Raw genomic sequence first — 14,906 nt, 5'->3', positions numbered from 1 at the left:
GTCACAGATCAAAAAAGGGGCGATAAGGGACTCGCAGGCTCAAAAAGCGAGCATGGCGGCTTGGCCAACGGCTGTCGCGCGAAGTAGCGCTGCCCTGCCCTTTTCGTCGTGGCGGGCTCGAACCCGGCAGCGGTTGGGGTATATTGGTGGCCGATTAGCCAGTCTCATTCACTGTGGCCGCACAAGCGGACCACTGTTTCAACAAGATGGAGAGTGCTCATGAATCGCGACATTACCGCCCAGTTCATCAAGATGCTGACCAATCTGGATCACTGTCTGGCCAAGGCCGAGGCCCACGCCGCGGCGAAGCAGTTCAACGTGGAGAACTTCTTCGGCGAGCGGCTGATCGTCGATATGCTGCCGCTGGCCAAGCAGGTGCTGATCTGCTGCGATTCGGCCCGCGCCGTGGTGGCCACCGCCAGCCACAGCGAGCTACCGACCATGGGCGATGATCCCAAGACCATGGCGGATCTGCGCGCCCATATCGGCAAGACCATCACCTATCTGCAAGGCAAGCTGGACGCGGACTACAGCCAGTATGCCAGCGGCCGTTACGTGCCCCACTGGGCGGGCGGCAAGGGGATGGATGGCCACACCTGCGTCCATGAGTACGGCATTCCCAACTTCTACTTCCACCTCACCATGGCCTACGCCCTGCTGCGCCGCGCCGGGGTCGATCTCGGCAAGCGTGACTATCTGGGCGGGCTCAACCTGCAATAAGCGCCGCTCGCCACAGGCGGCAAACAGATAGCAAAAGCCTGCCAAGCGGCAGGCTTTTTTATATCGGGTGGTACTGGGCTGGTGTGCAGAAGGGCTGCACCCTAGAAGGGTCCGTTGCTCTCACGCAGCTTGTCGGGCAGGCCGTCGTGATCCCCCAGCTCGCGCTCGGGTACGTCATCCCAGTGCAGCTTGCCGAGGGTGATGTTGCGCTCGGGGTGGACGGCATAATGGATGCGGTTGTCCTCCCGATCGGTATCGCCGATGCAGAGCAGGCGGACAGTCTCGTCGGTGTTGTTGATAAAGGCGTGGGCCAGCCCGTCACCGGCCTTGAAGCCCACCGAGTCACCCGGTTGCAGGCGATAGAGCACGCCATCGAGCCAGACATCGGGGGTGCCTTCCAGCACGTGAACAAACTCGTCTTCGGTCTTTTCGGCGTGGGGCCAGCTGGTGCGGTGACCGGGTTCGACGATCTCGTGGTGAATGCCGATGCGGCTAAAGCCAAAGTGTTTGCCGAGGGCGCAGCCGCGGGAAAGGGGCTCCTGACTGCCGGAGTAGTAGCGCGGCGTCTGCTCTTGCAGCTCGCTCCAGTGTTTGATGCAGGGGTGGCGATTCATAGTGGTTCCTTTTTCTATGAGGATGCAGTCACGGGAGTGGGTCATCCTAACTGCCAAAATGCAGGGGAGAAAAGCAGAAATCGGTCGGCCCGCTGCACCGCGGATGGTGCGGCGGCGGACTCGGCAACGTACTGATCGCCCGACTGGCAAGGGCTACGAGTCATGGCGGCGGCCCGCCAGCGGGCCAAAAAAGAGGGAGCCGCTAGCTCCCCCTCTCGATGATGTCGGTGCTTACTTGCCGAGCTTACTTGCCAAGATTGTCCGCCAGCTGTTTGGCACGGCTGGCCGCCCACTGGTCGATCATCTTCTCCATCTCCCCGGCGGTGATGGGCTCATCCTTGTGGGTGCTGTCCGGGCTCTCGCGAGCATCCATCACCCGCACCAGCAGCTTGCCGCTCTGGGAGTCGAGCAGCTGGGCCATACTGCCCACCTTGAGCAGGTAGGGCTCCTTGCCGATCACTTCGCGGGTGACATTGATGGCGATCTTGGCTGGCAGCAGGTCACGCAGCTTGGGGTCGGGGCGGGTCAGGTCGAAGTTGGTGACGGCGGCCTGGATCCGCATCACTTTCGGGCCGGGGGTGGTGGCAATCTTGACGCCCTGCTTGATCAGCTCGCTCTGGAACTTGTCGTGGTAATAGCGGCCAATCTGGTTCTGTTCATTGGCGGTCAGCAGATACCACTGACCGTTCTCCTGACGAATAAACTGCAGCGGATCGAGCAACACCTCATTGTATTGGCGCAGGTCAACACCCGGCTCCTTGTAGACGCGCTGATTGGGGTTGCTCTCGCTCTGCTGGAAGGCTGTCAGCGGGATCGCCTGCAAGCTGTGGGATACCTGATTCTTGACGGCGCAGCCACCCAGAAGGGCCGCAGCCACGGCAACCATCACGACCTTTTTCATATTTGCTCCTGCATTTTACTGTTTGTTTTTGCTGTGGATTTCGCACCACATGGCTGGAGACCCCGTGCCGGATGCCGCCAATGTCACAGAGAAATAACCTATTCATCACCTTCCCACAAGGGACAGATCAGGATTGTTCAGCTCACATCCAAGTTGTCACAATTGAGGCACTTTTGTACAGGGTCAGCCAGGGTACGAACGGCAATCTGGCGAGGGTTCGGTTGTTTAATCCGGCTAAATGGGGCTGCGAAAAGTGCTCGGTTTTTTTCAAACGATGGGGGCCAGCGAGCGGCGTGAGTTGAACGGGGAAATACCCTGGAACGCACGATGACCGATCATCAGCCATCTTGCGCAAACTTGCCTGCCGCCGGAGAAGCAGCAGGCTCATTCATCAGTTATCGAGATCCCAGGGGCACTGCTTGACCAGCCCCTCTTTGCCGCTGGCGACGATCGCCTGCTGCACCATCCGTTTGTAGCGATTCTTGATATGGGCAGGCAACGCGGGCACCAGCAGCCGCTCGTCAAACTCAGGCAGCGGGCGATCCGGCAGCACCGCCTGCTCCTGCGGGCTGAGGGGCGGCCGGGAGGCCATATTGCTGGCCGAGATGGTGGGCGTGCCCACCAGCATCTGGCGTTGCAGCGGCGCGCTCAGCAGAAAATCCACCAGCAGGTAGGCGGCCTTGAGCCGTGCGGGATCATCCCCGACATGGCGGGCGATGGAGATCGCATCGAGGGCATAGATGGCCCCCTCCTGCACCATGGCGATCCGCCACTGCTGATCGTTCTGCTTGTTGCACTCCACCAGCTCCAGCCCCCAGGTGGTGGCAAAGGTCTGCTGGCGCAGATCCTCACAGCGGTTGGCCTGATTGAACCAGAAGCCGCGACTGGCTCGCAGCCGCTGCGAGAGCTGCTGCTCCACCTCTTGCTGCAAGGTCTTGTCGGCCAGCATCTCGCCGCTGGCAAACAGGGCGGGCGACTTGCCAAGGGAGAGCAGCACCGAAAAGAGCAGCGGCTCGAACTGGTCGCAAAACTCGGCGAACTGGCCCGACGGCGAGCTGTTGGCGAGCACCTGCCAACTGGTGGGCGCTTGCGGCACCAGCTTGCTGTCATAGGCGAGGCTGAACATGGCGTAGGAGAAGGGCACCGAGTAGTTGCGCTCCCCCTGCTTGTCATACTCGGTGTTCTTGAGGGCAGGCTTCACCTCGGCGTAGTGCTGCAGGCGGCTGAAATCGATGGGGAGCAGCAGCTTGAACAGCGGCTGGTGATGGGCCTTGTAGAAGTAGCTGGTCGGCAGCACCACATCGGCGCTGCGGGTGCGCAGGGCGCGGTAGACGCTGTCGAAATCGGTCAGCAGCGGCTCGATCCGGCTGACCGTCGCCTCCACCCCATGGGCTTTGGCGTAGTCGGCAAACTGTTGTTCATAACCCGCTGGCAGATAGCCCCACTCCAGCAACTTGAGCTGAACCGGGGCCGCCAGCGCCGGGGTCATCCCCAACAACCAGCAAAGAGGCAGTAGACGCATGGCCGGGCACTCCTGACAGGTAAACCTTGCTGGAGTATAGGCCCATGCGCCGACTCGTCAGGCCACCAGCTCTGCCCCCATGCTCGCCAGAATGGAGAGGCTGACCACCGCAAACAGCACGCCGGTCACCAGATTGAGCGGCCGCTGCACCCGCAGCAGCAGGCGCTGGGCACGATCGGTGGAGAGACTCCACGCCAGCAGCCCGAACCAGCAAAGGGAGATGATGAAGAGCTCGCCCACCAGCAGGCTGCGGGTCATTCCATCCACCTCTGGCGTCACCATGGCGGCCAGCAGACCGATAAAGAACACCAGCGCCTTGGGGTTCAGCAGGTTGGTGGCAAGGCCAGTGCGCACGCCCCTGCCCCAGCCGTGCAGCTCGTTGGCGGTGCAGGTCATCACGGTACTGCTCTGCTGGCGAGCCGCCATCAGGGCGCCCCACCCCAACCAGCCCAGATAGAGGGCGCCGCAGCACTTGATCACCATAAACAGCAGCGGGTGACTGGCGATCAGCATGCTGATCCCGGTCAGGCTCAGGGTGGCGTGCACCATGATCGCCAGCGAGATGCCCAGCGCCGCGCCAAGGGCGGTCGGCCGGTGCAGGCTGGTACGCAGGATCAGGGCGAAATCAGGGCCGGGGCTGGCCAGTGCAATCAGGTGCATCAGGCCGAGGGTAACGAACAGACTGGTCAGCATAACAACTCTCGCTTTAACGACGGAGAGCCAGCATGGCGGATCAGCGGGGGGCGCGGCTTGTAAAAGATTGCATCTGGGCACGAAATTCGGCGGGTGTCAGACCGAATGCCTGGCGAAAGCCGTGGTGGAAGTGACTCTGATCGAAGAAGCCGACCGCCAGCGCCACCTCGCTCACCGCCATCCCGCTCGCCAGCAGCCGTTTGCCCTGCTCCAGCCGCAGCCGTTTCAGCCAGGCGTAGGGGGTCATGCCGCTGCGCTTCTTGAACTGGCGCAGGAAGGCAAAACGGTCGAGCCCGAGCAGCCCCGCCAGCTCTTCCAGCGAGTGGGGCTCGTCGAGGGCGGCCATCAGGTAGTCGCGCAGGAATCGCAACTGGGGATCGGCCAGCTGGTGTACCTCGGGGGCCAGATGCAGCAGCTCCCCCAGCAGGGCAAGCAGCTGGCTCTCGATCAGCAGGCCATCGGCCTTGGGGTTGTCGAGATAGCCGTGCAACTGAGCAAAACCCTGATAGAGGTCGGGGCGGCTCTGCAATCCCTTGTCGAAGAAGGGTTCCGGCTGCTCCGGCAGCCAGAGCGCCAGCTGCTGCGGATCGATGGCGAAGACCCGCACCTCGTATCCTTCCGGCAGCAGGCTGAGGCCGTCGTGCACCTCATCCGGGTTGACGGTAGAGAGCACTCCGCGCACCAGATGGTGGCTATTTCCCTTGTGGATAAACTTCTGGCCACCCCGCTGCACCAGCCCGATATGGTAGTCGAGATGGACATGGCGGCCGTAGCTGAACGCCCTGTGGTGGGAGTGTGACAGCTCGACCCCCGGCAGGTGCGGGGATTGCCAGTAGCGGATAAGGGAATCGGTGGTATTCATGGGTTATAGATACACCAAAAGCGGGCCTTGGGCTTGTAGATTATTGCACGCAACCCCCTCTCAACGCCCCCACAGCCGAGGGGTTGGCTCCACCAGCGAGGCGAGCGGCACCCGCTCCACCATCTGACGCATACGCTGCACCAGTTCGGGATTGCCGTCCCCCAACGACTTGTTCAACACGATATGCACCTGCAGCGGGGTGACCGGCAGGTAGATGAGGCGGGTCGCCGCAGGAAGTTTGGCGCGAAAATGGTTGGCGGAGATATCGTTGGAGAAGAGCGCGGCATCGATGCGCCCGCGCAGCAGCTTCTGCATGTTGCCATGCTCCCAGCTGAGCTGGGAGAGGGTGTCGATATGGATCTGCGGATGCTGCAACAGCGGCGGCACGATCGCCTGACTCGACCAACCGATGGTGGTGCCGTAGAGATCTTCCTGCCGTTCGACCGCGTGAAGCCGCGATGGCATCAGTACCACCAGCACCGGCCGCAGCAGCAACAGGTGGGGGTCGATATAGCGGAAGTGAAGAGCACGCTCGGGACTGTAACTCAGCAGCGGGGTCAGATCGCACTCGCCGCTCTCGAGGTTGCTAAGCAGCCGCGCCACATTGAGCCCCTGCCACTCGATGGTACGCCCGATCGCTGGTTCGATATGACGGCGAAAGTAGTCGATCACCGGCCCGGAGACCTCGCCCTGCCGATCAATGGTGACCAGCGGCGCCAGCTGAAAGACGCATCCCCGCAGTGGCGCGTTGATCGCCACAGCCTGGCTGATGGTCATAAGAGGGAGAAGAAGTGCCGATAGCAGTAATACCAAACGCATGCCCGAACGAGAGATGCCCATAAGTGCCGACCCGATGCCCTGATAGCCATCAGCATGGCACAAGGCAAAGGGGCGGGCTATCCGCTCCCGCCGCGCTTCGACCTCTTGCGCCACCGACTCCCATGACCAATGAGCCCCGTTTTATTGCGGTGAAAATGAATAATTCCGCTGCTTTGATGGATTTTGGTCTCTTGAGATATAGTGCGGCCCCATTCATTAAACCGGCGGATGAGCGCCCCGCCGGACAGGTAGATTCATGAGACTGTTTTTGCTGTTGTTGTCGTTGTTTGCTGCGACTGTAAGTTCTGATGAAAAGCCGCGCCTGCCCTATTACGACTGGGGTCGCTGCCCGTTTGAAGGTTGCACCTATAAGACATGGACCACCAAGCAAGAGGTGATCGTCAGAACCGAGCCATCCCTGACGGCCAAAACGCTGTTCCGGCTACCCCGCGGCCAGCAGGTGGAAGGGCTGACCGGGGTTGTCATTACCGAACAACCGGGGATCGTCGAGATACTCAGATCGGTCAAGCTGGGCTACAGCAAGGAGGGCAAAGGGCCACTGTTGAATATGAAGGCAGGGGAAACGCTTTATATCCTCGGCGGACTGGGCGAAGGCAATAGCCTGTTCTGGTACAAGGGCAAAACCTACATCCTCGATTATGACTATGCGCGCAAAGAGATCAGATACGGCCGGTCACCGCAGAACCAGTGGTGGGTAAAAATCCGGGACAAGCAGGGGCGTGAGGGTTGGGTTGCCGAAGCCAAAAACTTCGCCCATATGGACCGTTTCGAATAGTGACAGCCAGCCCACCGAGATCGGGGAGCTGGCCGTGGATGACTCACTGCTTGGGTTGCAGCTTCATCTCTTGCAGATACTCCAGCACCTGGGTTTTGTAGTCCGCCTGATAGGAGAACTTGGTGCTGTCGCACGCCGCGATCAGGTTCACCGCGGTGCAGAACAGGGTGGCTGCCAGCAGCCCCTTGCCAACCCACTGCGGGTAACGGCGGCCCCAACGCACCAGTAACAGCAGGATCGGGAACAAGGCGTAGGGGAAGATCAGCATCAGGTGCCAGTAGTTGAAGATGATGGGCGAGAGCGCCGCACTCACCAGCACAGCCAGCACCGCCGCCAGCGCATAGAGGCCGAGCCAGCTTTCACCATCCACTGGCGCGCGGTCGCTACGCAACAGACGCGGCTTGAGTTCGCGCCACAGCTGCCAGTTGGCCTTGGCCGCCAGCAATACGGTCGCCGAGCCGACCCCGTAAATCACCACCCGCCACAGCCAGACTGCCGCCATCTGCAGGTATTCGTGCCCCGCCAACCAGATGAACTGGGTATCGTTGACCAGCTTGCTGGCAAACAGCCAAGAGCCGTAACGCAGCCAGTAGAGCACTGATTTCAGCACCGGATAGACATGCACCAGCCCCCAGCCGATATAGCGCTGGCGCGCCTCGGGATCGACGTTCTGGGTAATATGGCTGTTGCTCATCACTTCCATCGCGTAGGGGATCAGGGAGGCACCGATCAGCAGGGTCGCTACCACCACCCCGCTCCAGCTCACCTTGAGAATGCGACGCCAGAACAGATAGGTGGACATTACCGCCAGCAGCGGCCAGGAGTAGTGCAGTTGCATCGCCATGCCGATGGCCAGCAGGTGAACGATCATGTGCCAGAAGGAGGCCCGCTCGCGCATATGCCAGGCCGACCAGCAGTGCATGGCCGAGAAGAGGAACAGATAGGAGGGGTTGTAGAGCAGACTCTCGTACTGGAACCAGGGGTTGAGCCAGCAGAGCAACAGAAACAGCAGACGCACCCTGTCATCAAACACCTGACGGATCACCGCATCAAACAGCAGGAATCCGACCAACCGCATCGCCAGCAGCAACACCATGGGGGCATAGGGAGAATCCCACAGCAGCAGCGGCCCGCCAATCAGCCAGGCCGACAAGCTCCCCGGCACATTGCCCACCGCACTCGCCGCATTGCCATAGCTGAGCCAGACCCCCTCATAAGCCCCAAGGTAGCCCTTGTAAAGCATCTGGGTCTGGTCGCCGGTGAGGAGTTGGTGATCGGAAAACAACCAGGAAAGCAGCAGCCCGGCAAATATACAGGCCGCGAATAATGCGTTATGGTAGCGCCCACTAAGACCAATCATTGATCCATACCTATTGAAAAAATTGCTAACGACTTTAACAGTTGCCACCTGATTTTGCTCGTTTACGATTCACATTTTTAGTAGATTTACCAGTCAGTTATGAGACCCGCGGAGCAGTTATGACCCCACCAGTTAAAAAGTTTTTATTCATTGTTGAAGACTTGTATGGTGGTGGTGCGGAAAAGGTTTTGCTCAATACCGCATCATTGCTAAAAGATGCCGGTGCAGATGTAACCTTGTTTACCTTGCGGGAAAAAATAGACCATACGCTACCTGACAACATTCACCCGATTAATCTTGGCATTGTCACAAAGCTGACTAAAGCCATATCCAATGTTGCGGTTGAAAAAATACAAGCATCTCTGATCTTTAAAAAAGTCAAAGAGATCTCGCCTGACGTAATTATCTCATGCTCATGTGACAAAATTACCAGACACCTGCCTGATACACTGAATATTTATTACTGGATCCACGGAAATGTCACCGGTTTTGCCAAAGACAATGCCAAAGGATATGAAAAATTCAAGCGCTTCTATAATGGCAAGAAACTGATCTGCGTATCTCGTGGCATCGCAGACGACATTTTGCAAAATGTAAAAGCTACACCCAAATCGTGTCAGGTTATCTACAATCCGTTTGATATCGAGAAAATTCAGGCGTTGGCTAATGAGCCTTTCAGCAAGCCATTCGACAAGTATTTTATCCATGTCGGCACCTTCGAAGAGCGAAAACGCCACGATCGCCTCTTGCAGGCATATCAGCTAAGCGGCGTTGACACACCACTCGTCCTGATGGGAAAAGGGGAGCGGCGTCCTCACATTGAGGCCATGATCGAGGAGATGAACCTTGCCAACAAGGTGAAAATCATCGATTTTCAGAAGAATCCCTATCCCTATATCAGGGCTGCCCAAGCACTTATCCTGACATCGGATGCTGAAGGATTGCCAACAGTACTTATTGAAGCACTTATCTGCCATACCCCGGTGATCAGCGTGGATTGCCCGTCTGGGCCGGCAGAGATTCTTACTGGCAGTCTATTTGAATATCTATGCCCAATAAATAACGGTCAAGCACTTTCAACCGCAATATCATCTATTGATAAAATGCCACCTTTCATAAGCAATACTTTATACGAGTCATTCTCTAGTAGCCAAACCATTAAAAAATTCCTTGCTTTATAATTGAAAGGCGAATCATATGATTCGCCTTGTATTACTCCAACTCCTGACGAGCACGATAAAGTGCAGAACTAATTACTTGATGCATGTCATAGTATTTATACTCAGCAAGTCGGCCTCCAAAAATCACGTCAGACTCATTTTTTGCCAACCTTCTATATTTATTATAGCGTTCCATATTTGCGTCATTATTTACAGGATAATACCTTTCCTTACCAAGCACCCATGAGTCTGGGTATTCCTTTGTCAACACCGAGAATGGTGATGAGCAATAGCGAGAGAAGTGACGATGCTCAATAACTCTAGTATAGGGGATGGATGCTTCAGAATAGTTTATAACTGCATTACCCTGTACATTCTCACTCTCAAAAACTTCATGCTCAAATCTAAGAGAGCGATATTCTAGTGCGCCAAAACAGTATGAGAAGTACTCATCTATAGCACCCGTGAACACGATCTTTTTCGCCAACTTACGATATTTTTCCTGATTATCAAAAAAATCCACCCCTAATTTCACATCGACACCATCAATCAATGACTTTATTAATGTGTTATAACCACCCAATGGAATCCCTTGGTACTTATCACTGAAATAATTGTTATCATATGTAAATCTAACAGGAATACGCTTAATTATAAACGCCGGTAATTCAGTTGCTTTTTTTCCCCACTGTTTCTCTGTATAACCTTTAAGGAAGGTGCGATTTAATCGTCATATGTGAGAACATAAAGCTTTCTTTATCATGAGCTGTTTACAATGCCTGCCATTTCCAGCTATTCCTCCCGTAAATCCCGTTTTCTTGACCGTATGAATGTTCTGGTGCCGTGGCAGGATATTGCTGATAAGCTGCTTCACGTCTATCCGTCATCCCGTCGCGGCCGACGGCCTTTCCCCCTGGTGCTTATGCTCCGTATCCACTGCCTGCAACTCTGGTTTGACCTCAGTGACGGAGCGGCTGAAGACGCCCTGCATGATGTCCTGCCGTTCCGTCAATTTGCGGGGATCTGTGACACGGTGCCAGATCGCACAACCATCATGAATTTCCGCCATTTTCTGGAGAAACATCATGCAGGAGAACAGATACTGGCACTGATTAACCAGAAACTGAAGCAGGCCGGACTGATGTTACGTCAGGGCATCATTATCGATGCGACCATTATTTCCGCTCCCTGTTCCGTAAAAAATAAAGCCGGTCAACGGGATCCTGAAATGCATCAGACCCGCAAGGGAAATCAGTGGTACTTTGGTATGAAAGCTCATATTGCTGTTGATGCGGCCACAGGCTTGACGGAAAAAGTAGTGACCACGGCGGCAAATGTGCATGACCTGAATGCGGCGGATAGCCTGATTACGGAGCCGGTAGCAATTGTCTTCGCCGATGCCGGATATCGCGGGGCAGAAAAACGGGACTCTCTGACACATCGGGTTAAAGAGTGGTTTATTGCCAAAGGTCCTCATGCCGTAAAAAAGCTCAGACAGCATCCCCGGCTGAATAAGCAGGCGCTGCATGATGAATATGTGAAAGCAGGTATTAGGGCAAAGGTTGAGCATCCTTTCCGGATACTGAAGTGCCAGTTTGGTTTCAGCAAAACACGATTACGGGGACTGATGAAGAACCACAACCGGCTTTCAATGCTGTTTGCAATGTGCAATTTGGTGCGGGCGGGACAACTGGCGGGGATGTCGTGAAAATCATTGTAATATCAGTGGAGCAGTGACATTTTGCTTACCCTGAGTTGATGGGGGAGATTAAATATTGTCCAAACTGGGGTGCTTACTTTGCCGCGTAAGGAGGATATCCAGGCTCTGGATCGTCATGACTGATTAAATCGCACCTTCCTTAATAAGTTTTTCGTATATGTCTCGCCCGACTAATGAGAGGGCTTGCTCCTCCAAATTTGCAGGGGGAGTTGCATTATTATATTCAGCCCTCTGTTTTTCTATCATAGCCATAGCCTCTTCCGGGTTTTTTACACCCCATAGACCATGAAATGTATTCATATTAAACGGTAAATTATATTGTTCATCATTATATCTTACCAATGGACTATTTATATATGGTTCCATATCAACGTGAGCACAAACAAAGTCCCATATTTCTTTATCATTGGTATGAAATATATGGGCGCCATACTTATGTACAATCACACCATGTTGTTGCTCGCAGTAAACGTTGCCACCAATATGCTCTCGCTTATCAATTATCAAGCAACGTTTCCCATTATCCTTCATCTGGTTTGCGAATGTCGCACCATACAATCCGCACCCTACGATAAGATAATCATATTCTGTCATATTGATTCCTTAATAAACTTACTAAATAATTTTTTAACTCGGCTCTTTGACTCTAGATTTATCACCCCAGATTCATAAATGCGCAAATTTAGCTCTTGTGCAGCATATAAGATCCAAACATTAAAAAGCCTCTCTGATATAAAACCAAATACTCTGCGCTGATAACTATCGTAGGAACTAATATCAATAGACAGCTCTAACTCAAATAGCACAGAAAAAATCCACTCCCAACATTCTCTAAATAATTGTTGAGGCATGACAAACATATTGCAAGTATGGATACTTCTTTGGCATGAAAAGTCATCAAAATACTTTAAATATTTTGGATACTTATCCTTTATAATACTTCTAGTAATCTCATAATCAGCATGAACATGATTTATTTTATAATCCTGTTCAATATGAGCATGAAACTTAATTCTCTTGGGTATTACTATGTCATAACATTTAAATAATTTATCAAGTTCACATGCAGTTACACAAGAATTAACCCCCCAACGCCCTATAAACTTTTCCTCATTTCTAGCACCCAATTTAAAATGACGCCGATAATGAACTAATCCTACATGTGTTGAGTTATCATTTCTCAACATCCAATATATTGCAGACAACTCACAAAAGTTTCCATTTTTCAATGAAATATTATCATTGCCGATATCATCTCTTACCAAACAGAAATGCGTCTCCCTTAATGCGGCTCCTACCTCTATAGGTACATAAATATTTGCATCACTTGGATAACTATATGGCTTATGTGTTGCAACATATATTTTTATTGTCATAAAAACAAAAACCTTTATATTTTGAAAGCCATTTTAAAAAAAGATTATTAATAAGTGTTTTTTCTACTGATACAAAGAGAACTCCACATTATAAACATAGCTCTAAACTTATCAAGATTAATATAATTAACACTCTGAATCATATTTGTTTCAACATATAACACTTTCGAATTATGGCAATTTGGTAGCCACTCTTTGTTTTCAGGCATGCCAAAGTTATCGTTATATATTCCCAAGATAGGCTTACCTAGCCCTGCACTAATGTGAACAGTAGCAGTATCTACGGAAACCATACCAACACTCGCTCTTACCTGGGCAAACAAAGCCCCAAGTGATGGCGGCTGGTTATAGATAAAAACTCTTTCTTTAGACGCAACAGACATCATTGACATAATGCGGTCAATTTCTTCCAGTTGATTAGGTGGATATAATAGACAGATATTGAAATCCGATTCAGCCAGCATTATATCTATCAGATTCAATACATTCTCTTTATTGAATACTCTTGAGCTCCCACTTCCATATGGATTAAAGCATATAGTCGGAACCTTAGGCCAATGTTCCCTGACCTTCATTTCATCTTCAGTGAAATATGGGATTATATATTTACTGTCAAACTCACCAACCCCCATAGATTTCAGCGCTTCAGAAAACTTTATCGAAAAATGAACATTTTCTGTTTTTTTACCCAGTTTAATATCAACACATTGCAAATCATCATCGATCCCAATAACATGCTTCGGGTTTGTTTTTTTTATAAAATACATGTCTTTCATCTTCATACTTTTTGAAAAATGTACAAGATAATCGACATTTCCTAGCGAAGAGGCCAAACTCGCTAGTTGATTATATGATGGTCTTTTGGGTATACAAAAAACCTCATCAAATTTAAAATATTTTCTGAATAAGTGAGCTATATCGGGTGATGTGATAGCGATTACCTTCTGCATTGGGTATTTTTTTTTGATCTCTCTAGCAACCCACGATGAAACTATCGCATCACCCAGCTTTGCGTCCCAACGGACGAATACTGTGGCTCCTCGTTGTTCATATAATGAGTTTGTAACAGGGCGGTCAAAAATCATAATTCCTATTTTACGACGAATGATATCGCGCCACGATTGCAATTTCTTAATCATTTTCTTCCCTCCAGAGGCGATACCTTTATTGTGGTAATTAAAGCCGAAAATAAAAACATGAAGAATATCATCCCGGAGTTATGACTTATAAATGCTTGACTCAAGCTATAATCAACAAGAGTTAATGATGAAACCGCCAACATACTACTAACCAACAAGTTATCTCTATTTTTACTCGCAACCCAAAGTGGATAAAAGTACAGCAGAGCTAACATCAAGAAGCCTATAATGCCGCGTTTAGCCAATTCATCTAAAAATTGATTATGTGCATGTGAGTTAAAATTATAAATGAACTCGGATATAGAACCATTATTATATTGGTTTAATTGTGATAAGCGAATGCCGTTATTTCCCCAACCAAAAATTGGTTTTTCCAAAAAAGAGTTATATGCACTTTCCCACAACTGCAATCGAATGCCTAGAGATGTATCCGGGTTCACACCATCAAAATAATGAACAACATCTGCTTTCGCATTATATATCCTGTCCATTACGCCACTTTGCGGAAGCATAGCCAAGAAAAACAATAAGGCACATACTGTACTTGCATAGAGACCATCTTTGAGGGATAGCAGTTTTCGAAAATAAAAAACTATTGTAAACAATACTATTGGAAGTAAAATCCAGCCACCTCTGGTCCCGGAGAGAAAACTGCCTACCCCCCCCATTAAAAATGAAAGAAGCATAAAGGCAGCAATGCTTTTCTTCCCTAAATGGCGGAACCAAAAAAAAGCACATAGACATAACAATGCCAATGTCATGCTGATGTTTCCTGACTGAATTGGCATGCTTTCATCAAAAGCTCGTGGCATTCCTAAATAAACTTTCTCATATATCGCAATTAGACCTGAACTAATTGCTCCTATAGAAAGCCCCGCAATAAACACGTTAATATTTACAGGAAATAAACTCAATAAAGGCAATGTCATTGCAGCCATTAATAGGCGACTTGGTCGATCTAACTCTTTGAGAGCACCACCATCAATCCAGATTGACACGGCTTGGATAATAAAAAAAGAGATGAATATATATGATAATATTTTCACCTCAGAACTCATTGCCAAATAATACCTTTTACGCCAAAAGACAAAAGCACTTGCCAAAACTAAAATGCTGGGCCCATATCCATAACCACTGGGAACAGTTAAAACTATTGCACCAAATAAAAAAGCTGCAAATTGCACAATAATATTTAGTCGTAGGCGATTTTTATCTAAATTCACA

General features: G+C 51.4%; 15 protein-coding genes and 1 pseudogene. 4 read left to right on the top strand and 12 right to left on the bottom strand.

Annotation, left to right across the window (positions count from 1 at the left end; genetic code table 11):
* The first annotated feature begins 219 nt into the window (after positions 1–219).
* The gene (locus tag ACTG20_RS02365) at positions 220–720 is read left to right on the top strand and encodes a DUF1993 domain-containing protein (protein ID WP_439987440.1); all 501 of its coding nucleotides are present in this window, start codon (positions 220–222) and stop codon (positions 718–720) included.
* Positions 721–821: 101 nt separating this feature from the next.
* Here the strand turns inward: ACTG20_RS02365 and ACTG20_RS02360 are convergent, their stop codons facing one another.
* The 6 genes from ACTG20_RS02360 to ACTG20_RS02335 all read right to left on the bottom strand — a co-directional run bounded on the left by ACTG20_RS02360 (position 822) and on the right by ACTG20_RS02335 (position 6,131).
* Positions 822–1,334, bottom strand: coding sequence for a cupin domain-containing protein (locus ACTG20_RS02360; RefSeq protein ID WP_439987439.1), 513 nt, complete (start codon positions 1,332–1,334; stop codon positions 822–824).
* 244 nt (positions 1,335–1,578) lie between these two features.
* Positions 1,579–2,235, bottom strand: a complete 657-nt coding sequence (locus ACTG20_RS02355; protein ID WP_439987438.1) for a DUF3313 domain-containing protein — start codon at positions 2,233–2,235, stop codon at positions 1,579–1,581.
* A 391-nt stretch (positions 2,236–2,626) separates the two neighbouring features.
* Complete coding sequence (locus ACTG20_RS02350) at positions 2,627–3,757, bottom strand: ABC transporter substrate-binding protein (protein WP_439987437.1); 1,131 nt, start codon at positions 3,755–3,757, stop codon at positions 2,627–2,629.
* Positions 3,758–3,814: 57 nt separating this feature from the next.
* Complete coding sequence (locus tag ACTG20_RS02345) at positions 3,815–4,450, bottom strand: LysE family translocator (protein WP_439987436.1); 636 nt, start codon at positions 4,448–4,450, stop codon at positions 3,815–3,817.
* A gap of 40 nt (positions 4,451–4,490) precedes the next feature.
* Positions 4,491–5,312 carry a helix-turn-helix transcriptional regulator gene (locus tag ACTG20_RS02340; protein ID WP_005357044.1) on the bottom strand — a complete coding sequence of 274 codons (822 nt, stop codon included), beginning with the start codon at positions 5,310–5,312 and terminating at the stop codon, positions 4,491–4,493.
* A gap of 60 nt (positions 5,313–5,372) precedes the next feature.
* Positions 5,373–6,131, bottom strand: a complete 759-nt coding sequence (locus ACTG20_RS02335) for a substrate-binding periplasmic protein (RefSeq protein ID WP_439987434.1) — start codon at positions 6,129–6,131, stop codon at positions 5,373–5,375.
* A gap of 256 nt (positions 6,132–6,387) precedes the next feature.
* Between ACTG20_RS02335 and ACTG20_RS02330 the strand changes: the two genes are divergently transcribed.
* On the top strand, positions 6,388–6,927 hold the full coding sequence (locus tag ACTG20_RS02330) for a hypothetical protein (RefSeq protein WP_194494873.1): 540 nt from the start codon (positions 6,388–6,390) through the stop codon (positions 6,925–6,927).
* 43 nt (positions 6,928–6,970) lie between these two features.
* On the opposite strand, the gene ACTG20_RS02325 is transcribed toward ACTG20_RS02330, so the two are convergent.
* Positions 6,971–8,170, bottom strand: a complete 1,200-nt coding sequence (locus ACTG20_RS02325) for a 3-deoxy-D-manno-octulosonic acid transferase (RefSeq protein ID WP_194494886.1) — start codon at positions 8,168–8,170, stop codon at positions 6,971–6,973.
* A 236-nt stretch (positions 8,171–8,406) separates the two neighbouring features.
* Here ACTG20_RS02325 and ACTG20_RS02320 point away from each other — a divergent pair, with 236 nt between their 5' ends.
* Positions 8,407–9,468 carry a glycosyltransferase gene (locus ACTG20_RS02320; RefSeq protein ID WP_194494874.1) on the top strand — a complete coding sequence of 354 codons (1,062 nt, stop codon included), beginning with the start codon at positions 8,407–8,409 and terminating at the stop codon, positions 9,466–9,468.
* A 31-nt stretch (positions 9,469–9,499) separates the two neighbouring features.
* Here the strand turns inward: ACTG20_RS02320 and ACTG20_RS02315 are convergent.
* A pseudogene (locus ACTG20_RS02315) lies at positions 9,500–10,150 on the bottom strand (UDP-galactopyranose mutase); the annotation flags it as partial.
* Positions 10,151–10,222: 72 nt separating this feature from the next.
* On the opposite strand from ACTG20_RS02315, the gene ACTG20_RS02310 reads away from it, so the two are divergent.
* Positions 10,223–11,155, top strand: a complete 933-nt coding sequence (locus ACTG20_RS02310; protein WP_004235553.1) for an IS5-like element ISKpn13 family transposase — start codon at positions 10,223–10,225, stop codon at positions 11,153–11,155.
* A gap of 135 nt (positions 11,156–11,290) precedes the next feature.
* Here ACTG20_RS02310 and ACTG20_RS02305 read toward each other — a convergent pair whose 3' ends face one another.
* The 4 genes from ACTG20_RS02305 to ACTG20_RS02290 are packed head-to-tail and all read right to left on the bottom strand — an operon-like array spanning position 11,291 to position 14,905.
* The gene (locus ACTG20_RS02305) at positions 11,291–11,761 is read right to left on the bottom strand and encodes an NAD(P)-binding protein (RefSeq protein WP_439987433.1); all 471 of its coding nucleotides are present in this window, start codon (positions 11,759–11,761) and stop codon (positions 11,291–11,293) included.
* Positions 11,758–12,543 carry a DUF4422 domain-containing protein gene (locus tag ACTG20_RS02300; protein ID WP_194494876.1) on the bottom strand — a complete coding sequence of 262 codons (786 nt, stop codon included), beginning with the start codon at positions 12,541–12,543 and terminating at the stop codon, positions 11,758–11,760. The genes ACTG20_RS02305 and ACTG20_RS02300 overlap by 4 nt, the downstream gene beginning before the upstream one ends.
* A 47-nt stretch (positions 12,544–12,590) precedes the next feature.
* Positions 12,591–13,682 (bottom strand): glycosyltransferase family 9 protein, encoded by a 1,092-nt coding sequence (locus ACTG20_RS02295; protein ID WP_194494877.1) that lies wholly within the window; start codon positions 13,680–13,682, stop codon positions 12,591–12,593.
* The gene (locus tag ACTG20_RS02290; protein ID WP_194494878.1) at positions 13,679–14,905 is read right to left on the bottom strand and encodes an O-antigen ligase family protein; all 1,227 of its coding nucleotides are present in this window, start codon (positions 14,903–14,905) and stop codon (positions 13,679–13,681) included. The genes ACTG20_RS02295 and ACTG20_RS02290 overlap by 4 nt, the downstream gene beginning before the upstream one ends.
* Position 14,906: the final 1 nt, after the last annotated feature.

This window comes from Aeromonas sp. 84A (assembly GCF_051919345.1).
Classification (GTDB): Bacteria; Pseudomonadota; Gammaproteobacteria; order Enterobacterales; family Aeromonadaceae; genus Aeromonas; species Aeromonas veronii.
The sequence above is the reverse complement of the archived record's forward strand: the minus strand, read 5'-3'. Positions and strand labels throughout refer to the sequence as shown.

Bases quoted from the DNA above. Each gene is read 5' to 3' on its own strand.
- ACTG20_RS02310 (WP_004235553.1), top strand. From the start codon at position 10,223: ATGCCTGCCATTTCCAGCTATTCCTCCCGTAAATCCCGTTTTCTTGAC.
- ACTG20_RS02355 (WP_439987438.1), bottom strand. From the start codon at position 2,235: ATGAAAAAGGTCGTGATGGTTGCCGTGGCTGCGGCCCTTCTGGGTGGC.
- ACTG20_RS02365 (WP_439987440.1), top strand. From the start codon at position 220: ATGAATCGCGACATTACCGCCCAGTTCATCAAGATGCTGACCAATCTG.
- ACTG20_RS02300 (WP_194494876.1), bottom strand. From the start codon at position 12,543: ATGACAATAAAAATATATGTTGCAACACATAAGCCATATAGTTATCCA.
- ACTG20_RS02325 (WP_194494886.1), bottom strand. From the start codon at position 8,170: ATGCTTTACAAGGGCTACCTTGGGGCTTATGAGGGGGTCTGGCTCAGC.
- ACTG20_RS02295 (WP_194494877.1), bottom strand. From the start codon at position 13,682: ATGATTAAGAAATTGCAATCGTGGCGCGATATCATTCGTCGTAAAATA.
- ACTG20_RS02345 (WP_439987436.1), bottom strand. From the start codon at position 4,450: ATGCTGACCAGTCTGTTCGTTACCCTCGGCCTGATGCACCTGATTGCA.
- ACTG20_RS02350 (WP_439987437.1), bottom strand. From the start codon at position 3,757: ATGCGTCTACTGCCTCTTTGCTGGTTGTTGGGGATGACCCCGGCGCTG.
- ACTG20_RS02340 (WP_005357044.1), bottom strand. From the start codon at position 5,312: ATGAATACCACCGATTCCCTTATCCGCTACTGGCAATCCCCGCACCTG.
- ACTG20_RS02320 (WP_194494874.1), top strand. From the start codon at position 8,407: ATGACCCCACCAGTTAAAAAGTTTTTATTCATTGTTGAAGACTTGTAT.
- ACTG20_RS02305 (WP_439987433.1), bottom strand. From the start codon at position 11,761: ATGACAGAATATGATTATCTTATCGTAGGGTGCGGATTGTATGGTGCG.
- ACTG20_RS02335 (WP_439987434.1), bottom strand. From the start codon at position 6,131: ATGCGTTTGGTATTACTGCTATCGGCACTTCTTCTCCCTCTTATGACC.
- ACTG20_RS02360 (WP_439987439.1), bottom strand. From the start codon at position 1,334: ATGAATCGCCACCCCTGCATCAAACACTGGAGCGAGCTGCAAGAGCAG.
- ACTG20_RS02330 (WP_194494873.1), top strand. From the start codon at position 6,388: ATGAGACTGTTTTTGCTGTTGTTGTCGTTGTTTGCTGCGACTGTAAGT.